The organism is Streptomyces sp. NPDC032198, assembly GCF_040636975.1.
Lineage (GTDB): Bacteria > Actinomycetota > Actinomycetes > Streptomycetales > Streptomycetaceae > Streptomyces.
In genome coordinates, this window is sequence record NZ_JBEZVL010000001.1 from 223,592 (window position 1) to 242,911 (window position 19,320).

A 19,320-nucleotide genomic window follows, 5' to 3' on the forward strand; every position below is an offset into this window, starting at 1 on the left:
TGCGCCCTGCCTGGGCCCGGGCGAGGTGGTCGGTCACGCCACCGCGGTGAGTACGTCGGTGCGCTCGTCGCCGAGTTCCGCGAGCAGCGTGTCGAGGCGCTCGGCGTGCCGCCGCGGCAGGTGTCCCGTGTCGTCGACGTGCACCGCGCAGGCGGTCGTGGTGTCAACGAGGCGTTCGAGGATGGCCGCCACCTGAGCCGAGCCCTCGGAGTGCCGGGCCACTGTGGGGAGTTCGGCGGCCGCCAGGTCGATCGCGGCGCGGGCCTCGGCCAGCGTCCGGTAGGCCTCGCGCCGCAGGGCCCAGCGGGCGGCGCGGTGGTCGGCGCCCGCCGGCCCCCCTTCGCCGACGGTGCCGCTCAGGACGTGCCGCAGGTACGCGTGCGCGGAGGCGCGGGCGGCCGAGAGCCGGTCCTGTACGCGCCCGCCGCGCTGCACCGGCCACGGCAGATGCCCGACGAGCAGGACGATCCCGCAGGCGAGCAGCGTCTCGCCGATCCGCCCCCAAGAGGCCTGCGGCTCCCCGCCCACCATGACGAGGGCGAGGACGAGGACGGTGACGACGGCGGTCTGGGCAGCGAAGTGCCGGGTGGCCACCGGGATCAGCGCGCCGCACACGGCGACGACGGCGACGAGCCCGGCGGGTCGTGGCAGCAGGGCGGCGAGCGCCGCGAAGAGGACGGCCCCCAGGACGGTGCCGAGGGCTCTGCACAGGACGCGTGACGCCAGCGGCCCGAGGTCGGGCTTGACCAGGAACACGGCGGTGGCGGGGAGCCAGTACCAGTGCGGGTGGTGCAGTGCCTGCGCGACCGCGGCGCTCGCCCCGAAGCAGAGCGCGACCCGCACGCCGTACTCGCGCCCGCCGGGACCGACCGCCTTGCGCAGTACGCCGACGAGGCCGCGCCCGTGGACCGCCCTCGCGGGCCCCGCGGTGCCGCTGTCGAAGGCTTCGGCGGCGTGCAGCAGCGCGTCATCGAGGGCACGGAGCCCGGCGCCGGAGCGGGCGGGCGCGGGCAGCGGGCCGCAGGGCGCGCCGTCGCGGATGGCGGCGGCGAGGCGGCGCGGCCCCTCTCCCGTACGCGCCGGGAGCGGTTCACCGGCCCAGGCGAGCGCGGTCGCCGCCTCACCGAGCGGCAGCGCGGCACGGTACTGCGCGTGCAGCCGCCGTTCGGCAGCGGAGCTGGCGTGGCGGCGCAGGCGAGGCCCGGAGAGGGCGTCCTGGGCGTGGTCGAGCGCGGCGGTGAGTGCGGCACGACGGGCGGTCGATTCGGGGGTGCCCGCGGAATCGAGGAGCGCGGCGACGGCTTCGTAGACGGCGGACACGGCGGTGCGCTCGCCATCGAGGCGGTAGAGCCCGGCCTTGCCCACCCTGCCCTTCCGGCCGTCGGGCGACGGCAGCGCGAGCCGCAGCACGATCAGCCACGCGGCCCCGGCGAGAAAGAACAGGGCCCGCTGCCATCCGGGCTCGGGCAACGGCATCCCGGCCCCGATGGCTGCGGCGACCAGCAGTTGCGTACCGCAGGCGGAGGCGACGGGCCCGACGGCGCTGAAGGCTCCGGCGAGGAGTCCGAGGACGGCGAAGAGGAGGGGGAGCAGATAGGCCGCTCCGGGGGCTGCGTCCGCTCCGGGGGCTCCGAGGGCTGCGGGGGCTCCGGCCACTCCGGGGACTCCAGGCGCTCCGGCCACTCCGAGGGCCCCCGCCACTCCGGGGGCTCCGGTGACGTACGCCCCGAAGATGAGCCCGCCCGCGCCGGCGACCGCGGGCAGTCCGAGGCGCCGGACGGCGACCCGACGGCTCCCGGGCCGGTCGTTGATCCCGGCCAGCATGGCTCCGAGCGCGGCCACGACCCCCACGGAGACCCGCCCGAAGACCACGCCCGCGCCCAGCAACGGCCCCGCGGCCAGCGCGCCCCGCAGCACGGCGTGCCACGGCACGGGCCCGCGCTGCGTACGCAGGGCATGGCCGAGCCAGGGCGGAAGGGAAGCTGCGCGCGCGGAAGCCACTCGGAGGATCACCGGACTCACCGTGTTCCTGTCGTCGTCGGGGGCGGGGGCGGGGGCGGGGGCGGAGTGGGGCGGGGTTGGGGGCATTGACGGGTACGTGCCACCGGACGACATCGGCCTGGGCTTGCGATCAACCGTAAACGCCGACTTTGGAGAAAAGGGAACGGCGGCGTTTCACCGATGTGACGGTCGCCGACCGCTCGACGGGCGGGAGCCCCTCACGTACGGAGCCCCTCACGTACGGAGCCCATCGCTTACGGCGACAGGCACTCGCCCAGGACGGTGGAGGAAAGGCAGCCTTCCCCCACTCCCTGCACCCCCTGCACCCTTTCCACCCCCTGCCCCCTTTCCACCCCCTGCCCCCCCTTCACCGCCTCTCTACACAGCGGCCAGCAAAAACAACTGCGCCTCGGCGAGGGCAGCCTCCAAGGCTTCCGGGCTCCGCCCAATCCCCGCCAGGATGCCGTCGATCCCCCGCAGCCCGGCCCGCTCCAGCAGCCGCTTCTCGTTGGTGACCCATTCGCCCCGCGCCGCAAGTACCGCGTGACCGGCCTGCATCGCGGCAACGGCGATGGCACCCGCGACCTCGGTGTGCTGGCCGCGTGGGGCGTTGTTGGAGCGGGCGTACTGCATCGTGGCCCTCGCGCGGCCCAGCCATGCCTCCGGGGCCGCCTTGCGCAGGGCCTGCGGGTAGGCGGGACGCGGCAGTTCACCGTCGAGCACCTGATTGACGGCCAACTCGGCGGCCAGCAAGTAGCTGGGGATTCCGGCCAGATGGAACATGAGCGGCTCCCAGCGGAACCGCCCCGCGCGCGCCTCGGCCAGTTCGTGCTCCACGACACCGAGGTCGCGGTAGTGGACGTCCACACGCCGGCCGTCGATCGTCAGCCAGGCCCCACCGTTGAAGACACCGCCGCCCCAGTCACCCACCCCGAAGACCTCACCCTCCCAGCCGAGGGCACGCAGCTCGGCAGGCTCGAAGGCACCCCGGTAGTAGACGGCCATGTCCCAATCGCTCTCGGCCGTATGCGTACCCTGCGCGCGCGAGCCCCCGAGGGTGACGGCCTGGACCCCACTGAGGGTGGCCAGCCGCTCGGTGACGTGAGCGAGGAAAACGTCGTCATCGGCGAAATTCATGGCACTCATCCCCACCACCCCACCACGCCCGCACCGAGCCGGGCCACTCAATTGCAATCCGGTTGCGAGGGGCAGCCACCGAAGCGAGATCATGAAGGATGACGAAGAGGCTCAAGAGTGCAGCCCCAGTGGAGCAACTCGCTCCTGAACAGGGGCTTTCTTCCTACCAACACGCCCTGCGGGAGCGGCTCCTGGCCGCTCCCGTGATACCCGCGCCCGAACCCTGGCGGCCCGTCTTCGAGTACAAATACGGCGCCCCTGTCGGCGGACTCCTCGGGATCGGCTTCGCTTCGCACCCCGAGAGCGGCCGTGACCTGGTGATGGTGGTCTCTCGCGACGGTCACGGTCTCTTCGACGCCGTCACCGGGAAGAAGATCGCCAGGGACCGCGACCCCGACCCCGAGAGCAGCACCCCCGACGCGGTCGCCGACCTGGCCTGCCCCGGGCTGGGACCGATCGCGGGCAGTCGCGTACGCATCGCAGGGCTCTTCGGCGGCGGGTTGCACACCACGACCAGGGACGGGTGGACCCTGGAGGCCGTCGCTCCAGACTGGCCCAACGACCGTGTGCTCCTCTCGGGCGACGGCGGACTCCCCCACTCCGGCCCGCACGGAGAGCGGTGGTGGCACATCTTCCACTCCACGTACTCGGAACTGCGAGCCTTCGGCTTCTCTCCGTCCGGCGAGACCATCGCCGTAGCGACGAGCAGTGACATATCCCTGTGGACCCGCCGCCCTGACCCCAGCGACGGCAGCAGCTCACGGCCGCCAGCCGCCGGAGAGGACGCCGCGTGATGCACCACCTGCGATTCTTCTTCGAGGCGGGCGTAGACACGCCGTTGTGGCCAGAGGACATGGCCGGCCCGTACGGCTACCCCTGCGAGCTCGAGCGGCTGCCGATAACCCCGGCGCTCCGGACCGAGCTGGCCAGGCTGTCCCAGCGGTATCAGTCATCGATCGACTGGGACCACCCACCGAACCCGTCACCGTGGTCCGATGAAGAGCTCCAGCTCTTCAAACAACAGGCGCACGCGGCACCGGAGGCTCTGCGGCGCGAGTTGGGCACAGGCTGGACGGTTCGAGACGAGAGCCTGCTCTGACGAAGGCAGGATCCCCCCGCAAGCGCCGATGAACCGCGGGTGAACCCGCGCGCATCAGGCACCCTCACACCCCGCCACCGGCCGGCCCCTGGCACACCGGACACCGGTCCCTGCCGTCCCACCCGGCCCAACCGAATGCCGCGGGTGAGAGGGACTGGCCGTCGAGTTCTTTCCGGACGGCGACACGATAGCTCCAGACGCTCCCGATGTACGGGTGATAGGCGGCGTGGAAGGCGGGGGACGTCTGCGAGGCGCCCGTCGCGACCACACTCCGAAGCGTGCGGAGCCGCTCGAACATCACCTGGCCCGCACCTGCGACGTCAGCGCTCGCGTCGATGAACAGCCGTTCGCGCACTTCATAGATCGCCGCTTCGGCCAGCGCAGCGCGAGTGACCACGTCGAGGTCATCTCTCTGATCGCCTCCCTCATCACCTTCGCCGGGGGCCGCCTGCGCGATCTGACGCAACCGTGAGTGGCAGGCCTCGGCAGCGCTGATGAACTCGATGTACACCGCACGCCGCCGCGCACTGATACCGCGGCCGGTCTCATGGCGATTACGCAGGTGATCGGCCAGCACGGTGCCGGTAATGGCAATGGAGCCACCACTCACCGCCGCGACAAGCGTCCCCCAGTCCACAGCTCCCCCAAGCGACGATCACGACATCGAGTCCCGGAATCTACGCCGGGCCCGCGCTTGAGAACAGGGCGAGCGGAGGGGACTTGCTGCGGGCGAGCGGCGTCAACTCCAGCCCTTGGTCCATAAGTCGTGCGCTACGGTTGATCCGCGCCCCGAACCTCCTTGAGGTGTACGAGTCGCGGCTTGCGTGTGCAGAGGCCTTTGGTACGGACGTGTGGATGCTCCCGGTGGGAGCCCTCCTACCGCCCGATTTCACCGAAGGGGATGCATCCGTATGGCTTCCGTCGAGTACACACCCAAGCGCCGCACCTGGCTCCGCGACGTCCTCATCGGCGTCGCGGCAGGCCTTGGTGCCGACCTCGTGCGGACGTGTGTGGAGAACGCGGCGCGTCTTCTGGGTTGACCGGAAGGCGGGGCGGGCCCGAGGGCCCGCCCCAATACCGCACGCTGCCGCTCGAATTCCTCGTACGTCAGCCTCACCGCGAGCTAATGTAAGAGCAGCCATTGCGGCCCGACGGGCTTCCCTCATCGGACATGCCCCCACCCGCACGAGATCCGTCGTGCCCGTGGGGAATTCTCTTTGCTGCTCCGGAAATCAGCCGCCGAACTGCGCCCGCTCATCGTGCCCGTCGGGCAGGACACTCTCCCGCTCACCCAGCGGCTGATCAATGAGTACGTGCAGTCGCACCCCCGCAAGAAGCAACCGGGCAGCGGGCTCATCGCCTCGTGGGAACACAGCCTTCCAGAAGTCGTCGAGGCGCTGACCTCCCGTGGTCTCGACGATGTCGAGGTCCTCATCGAGTACTCGACTCCCGGCATGGCGGGCGAAGCCGACGTGATCCTGGCGGGCCAGCATCCGACCACCGGCGATCTGTCGTACGTCGTCATAGAACTCAAGCAGTGGCACAAGGCCGAGGTTTCGCCCGGCAACCCCATTGCTGTGGACGCCGGATACGACAAGCCCAAGCTTCATCCCGTACGCCAGGTGCAGCGCTACTGCGAGTACCTCATCCAGCGTCTCGTGCCCCTGCACGGCAAACGTGACAGGATCGCCGGAGTCGCGCTGCTGCACAACGCCAGCCACGAAGTCAGCTCGCTCTTCGATCTGAAGCGGAGCACTCACGGACAGCTGTACACCAGAGATCAACGTGAGGATTTCAGGAGATTCCTCTCCACCCGACTTGCCGGCGGGGTGTCCGGCGCACAGGCAGCCGATGTGTTCTGCCAGGCGCAGCAATACGAGGCACCGTCGTCGAGTGAGGCGTTCAGCCGCGTGGGAAGCCCGCATCCGGTCTTCGCCCTCCAGAAGGAACAGGAGATCGCCTTCCAGGAAGTTCACCGGGAGGTCGGTGCGAGTGGCGGCAAAGGGCGCAAGAAGGTCATCATCGTGCAGGGTGGCCCCGGCAGTGGAAAGACCGCAGTCGCCGTGGAACTGCTGCGCACCTTGCGTCAAGAGGGGCGCAACGTCGTACATGCCAGCGGCTCACGTTCGTTCACCAAGAATCTGCGCGACGCGACAGTCGCCGCCGCTCCCTACGGACGGAAGGGGACGGCAGAGCGGCAGTCCCGCAAGGACTATCGCTATTTCCAGCAGTTCGGACATCTGCCGGAGGATTCGGTGGAGGTCCTCATCTGCGATGAAGCCCATCGAGTGCGCCTGAAATCGGACGGGCGTGACGTCAAGAGGGCGGCGAAGGCTCGCGGTCTCTGTCAGGCCGACGAGCTGATTCATGTCGCGGAGACCCCCATCTTCCTCCTCGACGACTGGCAGTCCCTGCGCCCCAAGGAAGTAGGCACCGTCGACTACCTCGTCGAACGTGCCAAGGCATGCGGATGCGACTACGAGGTGATTGAACTGCCCGGCATGTTCCGGGCCGAAGGCAGCATCGCCTTCCGCGAGTGGGTGACGAAACTGCTCAGCCTCAAGGCGACCACTGCCCCGGCATGGGTACCGGACGGACTCATCGACGTGCGACTCGCGGAGAGCCCGGAGGAGATGGAGACCTTCCTCGAGCGCAGAATCCGCGAGGACAACCTGCAGGCCCGCATGACAGCCGGATTCTGCTGGGAATGGAAGACTCCACCGAACGGCGAACTCCTTCTTGAAGTACAGATCAAGGATTGGCACCGACCGTGGAACGCGAAGGAGGGAGTCAGTCTCGACGACGTGCCGGAGACCAGCCAATGGGCAACGGACCCGCGCGGATTCGGACAGGTCGGCTGTATCTTCACGGCGCAGAACTTCGAGTTCGACTGGACCGGAGTCATCCTCGGCCCGGACCTGCTCTGGCGCAACGGGCAGTTCGTCGTCGATCGGGCGAAGACGCGGGACAGCAAGCTTCAAGAGAAATGGGTGAGTGACGAGCGGGTGGACCAGTTGGTCCGACACGCCTATCACGTACTCCTGACGCGAGGACGTCGCGGCGTCGTTCTCTACTCGGAGGACACCATCACCCGCAATGCACTGCGTGAACTGATCTCCGGCACAGTCGCGGACTCTCCACTGGCCAAACCTCCGAGGAAGAAGCTCCCTCCGGTGATCACGCCCGCGGAGAAGGCCGTCGCACAACAGCTCGCGATAGAGTTCGAGTAATCGTCATCGCGGCCCGCCGGGCTTCCGCTCCGCTCAGGCGGGGTCACGAAGGACATGCCCCCACCCGCACGAGTCTCTTCGTGCTGCCTGGGAGCATCCGTTGCTGTTCCGCGACTCCGCCGCCGCGGTCGCCGCCGAGTGCCTGTCCGGCGCTCTCTTCTTCCGCCTGACCGAGCAGTTCGTCCACATGCACGGCCACAAGCCAAGCCCCTCGGAAGTCCGTTCGTGGGAACGCAGCATCCCAGTGCTCGCGAGCGCGCTCAACGACGCCGGGCTCGGGCAAGTGGAGATGCTCCTTGAGTACGGGCTGCCGCTCAACAGTAGACGGGCCGACGCGGTGCTTGCCGGGGTACATCCGCATACCGGGCAGCCGTCGTACGTCGTCGTCGAGCTCAAGCAGTGGAGCAGTGCCGAACCGGATGACGACGACCCGTCGCTGTGCCGCGTGGACGCGTATGCCCACCCTGTACTCAATCCAGTCGACCAAGTGCGCGGCTACTGCAATTACTTGGTCTCCTTCAATGGGGCACTGGCGGATCATCCGGATCGGATCTCCGGAGCCGCGTATCTGCACAACGCCACCGAGTTCGGGGTCGGCGGACTGTTCGAAGCCGAGCAGGATGCGTACGGGCAGTTGTTCATCGGTGCGCGGCGGGGGGAGTTGATCGACTATCTCCGGACGAGGCTGGGGGCCGATTCCGGCGCGACGGCTGCCGATGAGTTGCTGGCCGGGAAGGTCGGCCCCTCGAAACAACTGATGGCCGTCGCAGCTCAAGAAGTGCGAGAGCGCGAGCAGTTCGTCTTGCTGGACGAGCAGCTGGTCGCGTACCGCATGGTGCTCAATGCCGTGCGGCGGGCGAACCAGTCCGACCACAAGGAGGTCGTAGTCGTCACCGGCGGGCCCGGCACCGGCAAGAGCGTCATCGCGCTGTCGCTACTAGGTGAGCTGTATCGGCAAGGGATCACCGCGTTGCATGCGACCGGATCCAATTCGTTCACCACCACCATGCGCAAGGTGGCAGGAGCGCGAAAGCGTGAAGTGCAGAGCCTTTTCAAGTACTTCAACAGTTTTATGACCGCCGAGCGCAACAGCCTGGACGTCCTCATCTGCGACGAGGCCCATCGCATGCGTGAGACCTCGGCCAACCGGTACACGTCCGCGGCCAACCGCACCGGGAAGGCACAGATCGACGAGCTGATCGACGCGGCGCGCGTGCCGGTCTTCCTCCTCGATGAGCACCAAGTCGTACGCCCCGGGGAGATGGGGACCGTCGCGGAGATCGAGGCGACCGCCGCCAAGAAGGGACTTGCCTGCCAAGTGGTGGCACTCGACAGTCAATTCCGCTGTGGTGGCAGTGACGCCTACCTGCGGTGGGTCGTCCGGCTGTTGGGGCTCGAGTCCGGTGGAACCCTGCGGTGGGAACCCGACGACAAGATGCAGCTCATGGTGACTGAAAGTCCGCAGGAGATGGAGGAGTTCCTCGCCGGCCGTCGGGCACAGGGTTATGGCGCACGCATGTCCGCGGGCTACTGCTGGAAGTGGACCAAGAAGGTGCCGCCGGGACAGGCGCTTCCCACCGATGTCGTCATCGGTGATTGGGAACGTCCTTGGAACGTCTTCGGCGACCGGGCTGTCGGAGGTGCACCTCCCGCCGCGTTGTGGGCCACCGATCCGGCCGGGTTCGGGCAGGTGGGCTGTGTCTATACGGCGCAGGGCTTCGAGTACGACTGGAGCGGAGTGATCCTCGGCCCTGACCTTGTGTGGCGCGGGGATCAGTGGGTCACCGACCGCACGGCGTCCAAGGACCCCGTCTTCAAGAAGTCGACTCCGGACACGGATGTGGACCGGCTGATCCGTAACACCTACAAGGTGCTGCTGACCAGAGGCATGGTGGGCACGGTGGTGTACTCGACGGATGCCGAGACTCAGGCGAAGCTGCGCGAGTTGGTTCACGGAGCTGGACTGCCGGTCGCGTCCATCCGGCAGGGGCTCCAGGACGCATGACGCAGGAGTCACTCGGACCGATCGGCTGAGCTAAGGAGCTAGGGCCTACGGACCGATCGCCGTGCTCAGGGCTCCCACCGGGTCCTCGTCCGCCTCTCCCTCCGGCCACCAGTCGTTTCGGGAGGGTTCGCTTCGGTAGGGGTACCAGCGGGCGTCCTTGCCGAAGCGGAGTTGTAGGGCGCCGGCCGCGTCCGTGAGGTGGTTTCGGTGGATCGTCATGCGGGGGAGGTCCGCCGCGATCAGGGCGCCCCTCGCTCGGTCGAACGGGCCCGCCGGGGGGTCCCACGGGGATTCCAGGACCGCCAGGCCCTCCTCGCCGCCCTGGCGCCAGGCCGCCGCCGCGCGGGCCAGGTCCGCGGGGGTGTGGTCCACCGACTCGGCCAGCTCCGCGAATTGGCGGCTGAAGCTGCGGCGGCCCGTCAGACCCGGGTGGGAGGCCGCCAGGCGGACCGCGTCGTGCCAGGCGTCGGCCGCCGGGAAAGGGGCGGCGCCGGTGGTGAGGTACGCGTGGGCCCTTGATGCCGTGTCCGTGGCCAGGAACTCCAGGGATGTGGGGTTCGGGGAGCCCAGGAGTGAGGGCAGGAGCGGGGGTTCGCCCGGGTGGGCGGGGGGTGGGAGCGGGGCCGGGAGCGGCGGGCGGTAGTCCGTGGCCAGGACGTCCCTCGCGAGGGTTCCCGGGAGCGCTTCCGTCGTCGCGCCCTGCTGGGTGGCTGACTGCTCGCGCGCCGCCTCGTGCGCGCTGCGCTGCGCCAGCTCGTCGAGGAGCGCCTGCTCGTCTCCGCCTCGCAGCAGGAGGAGTACGAAGGGGTCGGCGTCCAGCAGCCTGGCCGTCTGGTAGGTGAGAGCCGCCGCGTGCTTGCAGGGGCGGCCGTGGTCCGGGCAGGTGCAGGACGGCACCAAGTCGCCTGGTCCGGGGAGGAGTTGCACTCCTGATTGCTCTGCCGCATCCACCAGCGCGTGCGGCATGTCCTTGTCCAGGAGCGCCGCGATGTGCGCGGGTTCCGTGGCCACCGCGTCCAGGAATCTGTCCCAGTCCTCCGGCGTGAGGGTGCGCATGCGGATCTCGGCACGGTAGGGGCGCGGGCGACTGCCGTGTACGTACGCCACGATCCGGCCCGGCGCGACGGTGATCGTGTCGACGTGCCCCTCGCGGGCGTACGCGCGTCCGCGGGCCAGGCGCCCCGCGTCGAGCGATGTCCCCTCCAGCGCGCCGATCCAGGCGTTGCCCCACCAGGAGGTGGCGAACGGGGCGTGGGGGTCGGGGTGTTGAGGCAGTGGGGGGAAGACACGGCCCGCACCTGTGGCTCGGCTCGCTGAGGTCATCCCCGTGCGCCCGCCGGCAGCACTGGCAGCACCGGCAGCACTGGCAGCGATCCCGCCCGTGCGCCCGGCTCGGCCACCCTGCCGGCCACCACGGCTCATACCGGTACCGCCCTGCCGCCCACCGCCGCTCATACCGGCACCACCCTCGCCACCGCCCCCCATACCGGCGCCACCCTCGCCACCGCCCCTCACGACATCCTCCGCAACGACACCAGGTCCGCCAGGTCCGCGTCCGAGAGTTCCGTGAGTGCCGACTCGCCGCCCTCGCCGAGGACCGCGTCCGCCAACGCCTGTTTCGCTGCCAGGAGTTCGGCGATGCGGTCCTCCACCGTGCCCTCGGTGATGAGGCGGTGGACCTGGACCGGCTGGGTCTGGCCGATGCGGTAGGCGCGGTCCGTGGCCTGTTCCTCGACCGCCGGGTTCCACCAGCGGTCGTAGTGGATGACGTGGCCCGCCCGGGTGAGGTTCAGGCCCGTGCCCGCCGCCTTGAGGGAGAGGAGGAACACCGGGGCCTCGCCCGACTGGAAGCGGTCCACCATTTCCTCCCGCCGCGGGACCGGCGTACCCCCGTGCAGGAGTTGCGTGCCGATGCCGCGTGCGGACAGGTGCGACTCCAGGATGCGGGCCATTTCCACGTACTGCGTGAAGATGAGGACCGCGCCCTCCTCCGCCAGGATCGTGTCGAGGAGTTCGTCCAGGAGGTCCAGTTTTCCCGAGCGCGAGCGGCCGCCGCGGGTGGTGATCGCGCCGTCCTTCAAGTACTGCGCCGGGTGGTTGCAGATCTGCTTCAGCGCCATCAGGAGCTTCATGACCAGGCCGCGGCGCGCGATGCCCTCGGACGCCTCGATGCGCGCGAGTGTCTCGCGGACGACCGCTTCGTAGAGGGAAGCCTGTTCGCGGGTGAGTGTCACCGGGTGGTCCGTCTCCGTCTTGGGAGGGAGTTCCGGGGCGATGCCCGGGTCGGACTTCTTGCGGCGCAGGAGGAAGGGGCGGACCAGGCGGGCGAGGCGCGCGATCGCCTCGTCGTTCTCGGCGGTCTCGCCGCCCTCCACCAGCCGGGCGTGGCGCGCGCGGAACGACTTGAGCGGGCCGAGGAGGCCCGGCGTCGTCCAGTCCAGCAGGGCCCAGAGTTCGGAGAGGTTGTTCTCGACCGGGGTGCCGGTGAGCGCCACCCGCGCCGCGGAGGGGATCGTGCGCAGCGCCTTGGCCGTCGCCGCGTGCGGGTTCTTGACGTGCTGCGCCTCGTCCGCCACCACCAACCCCCAGGCGTGGTCGGCCAGTTCGGACGCGCTCGTCCGCATCGTTCCGTACGTCGTCAGGACGAAACCGCCCGCCACGTCGCCGGGCAGGCTGCGGCCCGTCCCGTGGAAGCGGTGCACCGGGACGCCCGGCGCGAACCGTTCGATCTCCCGTTGCCAGTTGCCGAGCAGCGACGCCGGGCAGACCACCAGCGTCGGCTCCGGCCTGGCCCGGTGCAGGTGGAGGGCGATCAGCGTGACCGTCTTACCGAGGCCCATGTCGTCGGCGAGGCAGCCGCCGAGGCCCAGCGACGTCATCCGGTCCAGCCAGGCCAGGCCCCTGAGCTGGTAGTCGCGGAGGGTGGCGGCGAGCGCGGGCGGCGGGGTGACGGGGCTCAGGTCGTCGGTCAGGCGTTCCCGCAGCCGGGCCAGGGCGCCGATCGGGACGGCCTCGACGCGCTCGCCGTCCACCTCCGCCGCTCCCGTCAGCGCGACGGACAGCGCGTCCACCGGGTCCAGGAGGCCCAGATCCCGCTTGCGCGCCTTGCGTACGAGTTCGGGGTCGACCAGGACCCACTGGTCACGGAGGCGTACGACCGGGCGGTGCGCCTCCGCCAGGATGTCCATCTCCGCCTCGGTCAGAGGCCCGCCGGAGCCGTCGCCCTCACCGTCGTCGGCGCCGAGCGCCAACTGCCAGCGGAATTCCAGCAGTTGCTCGGTCTTGAAGAAGTCGAAGTTGTCGGCCGCCGTGCCGGGCGCGGGGCGTACGACAGCGGTTGCCGTCAGGCCGCGCGTCAGCTCACGGGGCCAGTGCACGGCCACCCCCGCCGCACCGAGCCTGGTCGCCGCCGCACCGAGGAGTTCGTACAACTCCCCCTCGCTCAGCGGCAGTACGTCGGGGCGCGGGCGCTCAAGGAGGCGGGCGAGCGGCGGCCATACGCGGGCCGCGCGCCGCACCGCGAGCAGCGTGTCCACGCGGGCACGCGGTCCGAAGTGGTCCGCCCCGGCCCAGAGTTGGGCCGCGTCCGCCACGAGGGTGGGGTCGGCGAGGCTGTGCACCTGCACGACCGCGGCCGCCGGGCTCGCCATGCTCTCGCGCGATGCGCCCACCCCGGTCTCGCCCGCCTCGCCCGCCTCGCCCGCGGCACCCGCCTCGGCCGCGTCACCCGTCTCCCCGCCACCCCGCCCGTCGTCCGTCGCGCCGTCGAACACCTCATGCGCCTGCAGATCCAGCCGCAGCGACACCCGCACCCCGGCGTCCATCCCGGCCGCCACCTCGGCGGCCCACTCCCGCGCGCCCGGCAGCCGCTGCGGCTCGCGCGCCGCGAAGGGGGCGCCGACCGCGTGGGCCGCGGCGGGCGTACGCGGCAGGGTGTCCACCACCGCGTCGACGAATGCCCTGACCAGGGCGAACGGCTCGGGGAGCAGGAGCGGCCCACTGCCGGGCAGGGGTACGGCGTGCGCCTCGGCCGGCATCGCCGCGGCGATACCCCGCAGCTGCGCGACGTCGGCGGTGTCCAGCGGCCCGGCCCGCCACGCGTCGAGGTCACCGCTGGTCAGGCCGGGCAGCAGCCTGCCCCGCGCGGCCAGGTGCAGGGCGTGCCGGGCGGCGGCGGTCCAGCAGGCCACAGCGGGGTGTGCGGGCGTGGGCGCGGCGTGCAGCAGGAGCGGGATGGCCTCCGCCACGGGCAGGATCAGCGCGGGGACGGTACGCGTACGGACACCCTTGCCGTGAGGGCGTACGACGGGGATCTCCCCCTCGACGGCACCGTCGAGGGCACCACCCCCCGCAGCACCCGGCAGCTCCCCCTCCGGCGCCCAGAACACGACCCGCCCCTCCCTGGGCACCTCGGCCGGAAGGAAGACAGCGGCACAGGACCGCACGAGCTCCCCGAGCCGCTGCTGCTCAGCAGCGGACTCAGCAACGGACGCGACAGAGGACCCGGCAGCGGCCCCGGCGGAGGACACAGCAGCCCCCAAGCCCCCCGCGGCACCCCCCGCCAGCACGTTCACCACCCAGCTCACCCTCAGTCACTCGCACGTCATTCCCGCACGCCAGCCTAGGCCAGCCGTCCCCCCGGCCATCCCGTGGCAATTGCTGGTAGGAAACTTTCCTAACAATTATCGGCTGAAGTTATTGACGCGAACATGCCTACTCGACAAGATGCCTGCGGAACCGGTCCCCACACCGCTCACGGCCCCCAGCCGACCTAGGAGACGGACATGCCGCCCACCCCCCGCACCACGGAATCCCGCAGCAACTCCCACAAGAGGAAGGCCCGTTGGGCCGTCCCGCTGGCAGCAGGCGCCTCGTTCGCGCTCGTCGGCGGAGTCCTCCTCTGGTCCCCTGCCGGTGAGGCCGACGCCGCGCCGAGCGGCCCGGACACGAAGGCGGCGTTCACCGCCGTCGCCGCCGGAGACATCGCCGAACAGTGCACCTCGGACGACAGCGGCTGCGCGCACCCGAAGACCGCCGCGCTCGTCGAGAGGCTCAATCCCTCCTTCGTCATGACGATGGGCGACAACCAGTACGACGACGCCCGGGAGCAGGACTTCGAGGACTACTACGACACGAGCTGGGGCGCGTTCAAGGACAAGACGCGCCCGGTGCCCGGCAACCACGAGACGTACGACCCGGACGGCGCCCTGGAGGGCTACAAGTCCTACTTCGGCAGCATCGCCTACCCCAAGGGCGAGAGCTACTACAGCTTCGACCAGGACAACTGGCACTTCATCGCCCTCGACTCCAACAGCTTCGACGACAAGTCGCAGATCGACTGGCTCAAGGCCGACCTCGCGGCCAACTCCAAGAAGTGCGTGGCCGCGTACTGGCACCACCCGCTCTTCTCCTCGGGCGAGCACGGAAACGACCCGGTCAGCAGGCCGGTCTGGAAGCTGCTGTACGCCAACAAGGCCGAGCTCGTCATGAACGGCCACGATCACCACTACGAGCGCTTCGCCCCGCAGAACCCGGACGGGAAGGCGGACGCCAACGGCATCGTCGAGCTGCTCGGCGGCATGGGCGGCGCCAACCCGTACAAGATCGAGGAAGTCCAGCCCAACAGCCAGAAGCGGCTTACCAAGACCTTCGGCGTGGTGAAGCTGAACTTCACCGACACCGGATTCTCCTGGAACCTCGTCGGCACGGACGGCTCGACGAAGGACAGCAGCCCGTCCTACAAGTGCCGCTGAGCCGCCGAGATGTATCTGGCGTCAACGGACGCGGTCGCGAAGGCCAAGGCCAAGGCCAAAGCAGGGCCCCAGGCTGAAGCCGAGCCCGAGCCCGAGCCCACAGCCAAGTCCAAGTCCAAGTCCAAGTCCAAGCGTGGCCGCGTCGCGGGTCCCGTCATCGCCCTCGGCGCGGTCAGCCTGGTCACCGACATCTCCTCCGAGATGGTCACGGCGGTCCTTCCGCTCTACTTCGTCCTCCAACTCGGGCTATCGCCCCTTCAGTTCGGGTTCCTCGACGGCCTCTACAACGGCGTCACCGCCTTCGTCCGGCTCCTCGGCGGGTACGCCGCCGACCGCGGCGGGCGGCACAAGCTCGTCGCGGGCGGCGGCTACGCCCTCTCCGCGCTGTCCCGGCTCGGCCTGCTCCTCGCGGGCGGCGCCACGGCCGGGATCGGCGCGGCGCTCGCCGCGGACCGCATCGGCAAGGGCGTGCGGACCGCGCCGCGCGACGCGCTGATCTCGCTCAGCAGCCCGCCGGACGCCCTCGGCCGGGCGTTCGGCGTGCACCGCGCGATGGACACGACGGGCGCGCTGCTCGGTCCGCTAGCCGCGTTCGCGCTGCTCTGGGCGACGGCGGACGCGTACGACGCCGTGTTCGTGGTCAGTTTCTGCTTCGGGCTGCTCGGCGTGCTGATGCTGGTCGCGTTCGTGCCGGGACGAGGCGAACCCCAGGCCCCCGCACGACCCACACAGCCCACACGCCCCGCGCAGGCCACACAGCCCAGACGCCCCGCGCAGCCCGTCCCCCCGTCAACCACCAAGCCCGAAAGGATTCTTGGCATCCTCCGGGTGCCCGCCTTCCGCCGCATCCTCGGCGCCGCGGCCCTCCTCGGTGCCGCCACCATCGGCGACGCCTTCCTCTATCTGCTCCTCCAGCGGCGGCTCGACTTCGCGGTGAGCTGGTTCCCGCTCCTGCCACTGGGCGCCGCCGCGGTCTATCTGCTGCTCGCGGTGCCCGCCGGGCGCCTCGCCGACCGCATCGGCCGCCGCGTCCCGTTCCTGGCCGGGCACGTGGCGCTGCTCGGCGGATACGTCCTGCTGCTCTCCCCCACCGACGGCTGGGCCCTGCTCATCGGCGTACTGCTCCTGCTCGGCATCTTCTACGCCGCCACCGACGGCGTACTCATGGCGCTCGCCACCCCCGTGCTCGCGCAGGGGCGCCGGGCCAGCGGCATGGCGGTCCTGCAGACGGGACAGGCCCTGGCCCGTCTCGTCGCGGCGGCCGGGTTCGGCGCGGCCTGGACGCTGTGGGGCATCGGCCCGGCGCTGACCTGCGCGTCGCTCGCGCTGGCCGTGGCACTCGGCGGGGCGACGCTGCTGCTCCCCCGCCCCGAATCCCCCGAGAGGCCGGCATGACCGCACCCCCACAGGCCCCACTGACCCCACGCCCCGCACACTCTCCCCGCTCCCTGCGCGCCCGCGTCATCGCCGTCGCCGCGGCGGCCGCCGTCCTCGCGACTGTGGCCGTCGGCTACACCCTGCACGCGGCCGACCGGGCCGAACCGGCCGCCGCCACCTCGGAGTTCGGGCTCGACGCGGGCCACCTCTACTACCGGAGCACGGAGACGGGCGCGGGCCGCCTCGCCCGAACCGCCACCCCCTCCGGCAAGGGCCACCGCACCCCCGGCGGCCCATCCTGCGAGCGCTTCTACGCGGCCGGGGGCACCGCGCTCTGCCTCCAGCGGCGCCCCGGCATCCCGCCCACGTCGTACGCCCTGGTCATGGACGACAAGCTCCGCGAGAAGCGCCGCATCGCGCTCACCGGCATCCCCAACCGGGCCCGGGTCTCGGCATCGGGCCACATGCTGTCCTGGACGATGTTCGCGACGGGAGACTCCTACGCGGGCTCCTCCTTCTCCACCCGCACCTCGATCCTGGACACCCGCACGGGCTACCTGATCAAGAACATGGAGGAGATCCCCCTCACCCTCGACGGCCGCCGCTACCACTCCCCCGACGTCAACTTCTGGGGCGTCACCTTCGCCGACGACGACAACCGCTTCTACGCGACCGTCTCGACGAAGGGCAAGACGTACCTGATCCAGGGCGACATGAAGAAGTGGGCGGCGCGCACCCTGCGCACGAACGTGGAGTGCCCGTCGCTCTCCCCCGACAACACGCGCATCGCCTTCAAGAAGCGCGTACGGAAGGGGACTTCGAACCCTTGGCGCTTGTACGTCCTGGATCTGCGGACGATGCGCGAGCACCCGATCGCCGAGACCCGCAGCGTCGACGACCAGGCCGCCTGGCTGGACGACGACACCGTGGCATACGCCCTGCCGGGTACGGAGGGCAGGAAGCAGGACATCTGGACGGCACGGGCGGACGGCAAGGGCTCCTCGAACCTGCTTGTAAGGAACGGGACTTCACCCGCTGCGGTGCGCTGACACACAACCTGGAACACCACCTGACGCACAAACCGAGGCCAAACCGAGGCACCGCCCCGGCTCGCCTTCCCATCCCCAGCCGGAACGGAATTCGGATGCGCCCGCGCACCCGCCTCCCGCAGGATCGGGTCCATGACCATCACTCAGCGCACCGTCGTGCCCACCCTCTTCCCGCCGCCCGGATACGCCCACGCCGCCCTCGTCGAGGCCGGCACCAAGCTCGCCTTCATGGCGGGTTCGGTGCCGCTCGATCCCGAGGGGAAACTCGTCGGGGAAGGTGATGTGGTGCGCCAGACCGAACAGGTCATCGCCAATCTCGACGAGGCCCTGCGCGCGATCGGCAGTGACCTGACGCAGGTGGTGGCCAGCACGGTGTACGTCGTGAGCGACGAGCCGGGCCCGCTGAGCGAGGCCTGGGAGGTCATCCGCGCCTCCGACCTGCTCGCGAAGGGCCCGCACACGTCGACGCTGCTCGGCACTACGTGCCTGGGCTACCCCGGCCAGCTGGTCGAGGTCACCGCCACGGCCGTGGTCCCCGAGACACCGGCCGCTCCATAGAACGGACCGTCACCACTCGGCGCCCTCCCCTAACCCCGCGCCCTGCTCGCCAGCCCCAGCGCGTACTGCGGCCACCACTGCCCCGCCCTCGGCCCGCCCCGGCAGGTCCCGTCGGACTCGCCGGGCCGCTTGATCCACAGGTAGGCGTCGATGGCGGGGTCGCCGGTGGCGGTGGTGGGCGGGGTGCCGAGGGCGCGGCCCGGCGGGTTGCACCAGGCCTGGTCACCGACGCCGGTGTAGGGGCCGTTGCCGTTGCGGCTGCTGTCCACGACGAAGTGCTTGGCACCGCCGAGTGCCGCCGCGATGCGGTGCCCGTACGCCGAACTGGCGCCGTTCGTCTTGAAGTTGGACGTATTGACGGCGAAGCCGTCGGCCCTGGCGACCCCGGCCTGTCGCAGCGGGGCGACCAGGCGCCGCTCCTCGGGGATCCAGCCGGAGTTACCCGCGTCCACGTACACCTTGGTGTGGGGGCGGGCCTTGAGGCGGGCGACGGCGTAGGCGAGCAGGCCGTAGCGCTCGCGGGCGTCGGCCCTCGCGCAGCCGGCGATCTTCTGCGCGACGGCATCCGGTTCGACGATGACGTACGCGGGGCGGTCACCGATGCCCGCGGCGAACTCGTCGACCCAGCGCCGGTACTCCGCCGCGCTCCCCGCCCCGCCTCCGGAGTAGTCGCCGCAGTCGCGGTGCGGGATGAAGTACGCGACGAGCACGGCGGTGCGCCGCGCCGCGGTGGCGGCGAGGGTGACCGCGCGGACGGTGGGCCCGGGGTTGGCGCTGTGCAGCCAGATCGCCTGGGGGCGCCACGCGATGCGCTGCATGAGCCGGGCGTCGGCGGTCCGGCCCTGGCGCCGCCAAGCGATGACCTGGTGGGCGGCGGCGCTGTTCGGGTCGATCCAGAAGGCGGTGCCTGGGGCGGTGCCGGGGGCGGTGTCCGCCGGTGCGGGGGCGAGCGCGGGAGCCGATCCGGGCCGGGCGCCCGCGGCCTGGGCGCCGCCGGACGCCGCCGCGCTCACCAGGAGCGCGACGGCGAGGAGCCGGGCAAGGCGGGGGCGGACGCCACGGGAACGGGAACGGCGACGGTCCCGGCCAAGACCGTCGTCACGGCCAAGAC

15 protein-coding genes are annotated in these 19,320 nt (G+C 70.7%); 9 read left to right on the forward strand and 6 right to left on the reverse strand.

All coding sequences use genetic code 11. The features are described 5' to 3' along the window. Positions 1–33: 33 nt before the first annotated feature. A complete protein-coding gene (locus tag AB0E78_RS01110) occupies positions 34–2,013 on the reverse strand; it encodes an FUSC family protein (protein WP_361826545.1) in 1,980 nt (659 codons plus the stop codon). A gap of 366 nt (positions 2,014–2,379) precedes the next feature. After that, on the reverse strand, positions 2,380–3,147 hold the full coding sequence (locus AB0E78_RS01115) for a nucleotidyltransferase domain-containing protein (RefSeq protein ID WP_361826548.1): 768 nt from the start codon (positions 3,145–3,147) through the stop codon (positions 2,380–2,382). Between the two features lie 89 nt (positions 3,148–3,236). Here AB0E78_RS01115 and AB0E78_RS01120 point away from each other — a divergent pair, with 89 nt between their 5' ends. Then, entirely contained in the window at positions 3,237–3,932 is a 696-nt protein-coding gene (locus AB0E78_RS01120; protein WP_361826551.1) for a hypothetical protein, read from the forward strand. Further along, complete coding sequence (locus AB0E78_RS01125) at positions 3,932–4,237, forward strand: hypothetical protein (RefSeq protein WP_361826554.1); 306 nt, start codon at positions 3,932–3,934, stop codon at positions 4,235–4,237. Before AB0E78_RS01120 ends, AB0E78_RS01125 begins: the two co-directional genes overlap by 1 nt. Before the next feature lie 64 nt (positions 4,238–4,301). On the opposite strand, the gene AB0E78_RS01130 is transcribed toward AB0E78_RS01125, so the two are convergent. Then, on the reverse strand, positions 4,302–4,874 hold the full coding sequence (locus AB0E78_RS01130) for a CchlQ (protein ID WP_361826557.1): 573 nt from the start codon (positions 4,872–4,874) through the stop codon (positions 4,302–4,304). A gap of 274 nt (positions 4,875–5,148) precedes the next feature. On the opposite strand from AB0E78_RS01130, the gene AB0E78_RS01135 reads away from it, so the two are divergent. The 3 genes from AB0E78_RS01135 to AB0E78_RS01145 all read left to right on the forward strand — a co-directional run bounded on the left by AB0E78_RS01135 (position 5,149) and on the right by AB0E78_RS01145 (position 9,472). After that, positions 5,149–5,277: a DUF6408 family protein gene (locus AB0E78_RS01135; RefSeq protein ID WP_361826560.1), complete on the forward strand. Its 129-nt coding sequence runs from the start codon at positions 5,149–5,151 to the stop codon at positions 5,275–5,277. Positions 5,278–5,454: 177 nt separating this feature from the next. Further along, the gene (locus AB0E78_RS01140; protein WP_361826562.1) at positions 5,455–7,467 is read left to right on the forward strand and encodes a DNA/RNA helicase domain-containing protein; all 2,013 of its coding nucleotides are present in this window, start codon (positions 5,455–5,457) and stop codon (positions 7,465–7,467) included. A 100-nt stretch (positions 7,468–7,567) separates the two neighbouring features. Continuing rightward, complete coding sequence (locus AB0E78_RS01145; protein ID WP_361826565.1) at positions 7,568–9,472, forward strand: DUF2075 domain-containing protein; 1,905 nt, start codon at positions 7,568–7,570, stop codon at positions 9,470–9,472. 45 nt (positions 9,473–9,517) lie between these two features. On the opposite strand, the gene AB0E78_RS01150 is transcribed toward AB0E78_RS01145, so the two are convergent. Together AB0E78_RS01150 and AB0E78_RS01155 are read right to left on the reverse strand one after the other, a co-directional pair. After that, entirely contained in the window at positions 9,518–10,795 is a 1,278-nt protein-coding gene (locus AB0E78_RS01150; protein WP_361826567.1) for an SWIM zinc finger family protein, read from the reverse strand. A 188-nt stretch (positions 10,796–10,983) separates the two neighbouring features. Beyond that, a complete protein-coding gene (locus AB0E78_RS01155) occupies positions 10,984–13,917 on the reverse strand; it encodes a DEAD/DEAH box helicase (protein WP_361826570.1) in 2,934 nt (977 codons plus the stop codon). Positions 13,918–14,256: 339 nt separating this feature from the next. Here AB0E78_RS01155 and AB0E78_RS01160 point away from each other — a divergent pair, with 339 nt between their 5' ends. The 4 genes from AB0E78_RS01160 to AB0E78_RS01175 all read left to right on the forward strand — a co-directional run bounded on the left by AB0E78_RS01160 (position 14,257) and on the right by AB0E78_RS01175 (position 18,209). Continuing rightward, positions 14,257–15,225: a metallophosphoesterase gene (locus AB0E78_RS01160; protein WP_361826572.1), complete on the forward strand. Its 969-nt coding sequence runs from the start codon at positions 14,257–14,259 to the stop codon at positions 15,223–15,225. Positions 15,226–15,234: 9 nt separating this feature from the next. Continuing rightward, positions 15,235–16,620, forward strand: coding sequence for an MFS transporter (locus tag AB0E78_RS01165; protein WP_361826575.1), 1,386 nt, complete (start codon positions 15,235–15,237; stop codon positions 16,618–16,620). After that, positions 16,617–17,651 (forward strand): hypothetical protein, encoded by a 1,035-nt coding sequence (locus tag AB0E78_RS01170; RefSeq protein ID WP_361826578.1) that lies wholly within the window; start codon positions 16,617–16,619, stop codon positions 17,649–17,651. Before AB0E78_RS01165 ends, AB0E78_RS01170 begins: the two co-directional genes overlap by 4 nt. A 138-nt stretch (positions 17,652–17,789) precedes the next feature. Further along, entirely contained in the window at positions 17,790–18,209 is a 420-nt protein-coding gene (locus AB0E78_RS01175; protein ID WP_361828438.1) for a RidA family protein, read from the forward strand. A 29-nt stretch (positions 18,210–18,238) separates the two neighbouring features. Here the strand turns inward: AB0E78_RS01175 and AB0E78_RS01180 are convergent, their stop codons facing one another. Continuing rightward, positions 18,239–19,222, reverse strand: coding sequence for a glycoside hydrolase family 6 protein (locus AB0E78_RS01180; RefSeq protein WP_361826580.1), 984 nt, complete (start codon positions 19,220–19,222; stop codon positions 18,239–18,241). Positions 19,223–19,320 lie beyond the last annotated feature (98 nt).

Coding starts and splice junctions, on each gene's coding strand:
- AB0E78_RS01165 (WP_361826575.1), top strand. CDS start 15,235: ATGTATCTGGCGTCAACGGACGCGGTCGCGAAGGCCAAGGCCAAGGCC.
- AB0E78_RS01170 (WP_361826578.1), top strand. CDS start 16,617: ATGACCGCACCCCCACAGGCCCCACTGACCCCACGCCCCGCACACTCT.
- AB0E78_RS01120 (WP_361826551.1), top strand. CDS start 3,237: ATGACGAAGAGGCTCAAGAGTGCAGCCCCAGTGGAGCAACTCGCTCCT.
- AB0E78_RS01150 (WP_361826567.1), bottom strand. CDS start 10,795: ATGACCTCAGCGAGCCGAGCCACAGGTGCGGGCCGTGTCTTCCCCCCA.
- AB0E78_RS01115 (WP_361826548.1), bottom strand. CDS start 3,147: ATGAGTGCCATGAATTTCGCCGATGACGACGTTTTCCTCGCTCACGTC.
- AB0E78_RS01125 (WP_361826554.1), top strand. CDS start 3,932: ATGCACCACCTGCGATTCTTCTTCGAGGCGGGCGTAGACACGCCGTTG.
- AB0E78_RS01160 (WP_361826572.1), top strand. CDS start 14,257: ATGCCGCCCACCCCCCGCACCACGGAATCCCGCAGCAACTCCCACAAG.
- AB0E78_RS01135 (WP_361826560.1), top strand. CDS start 5,149: ATGGCTTCCGTCGAGTACACACCCAAGCGCCGCACCTGGCTCCGCGAC.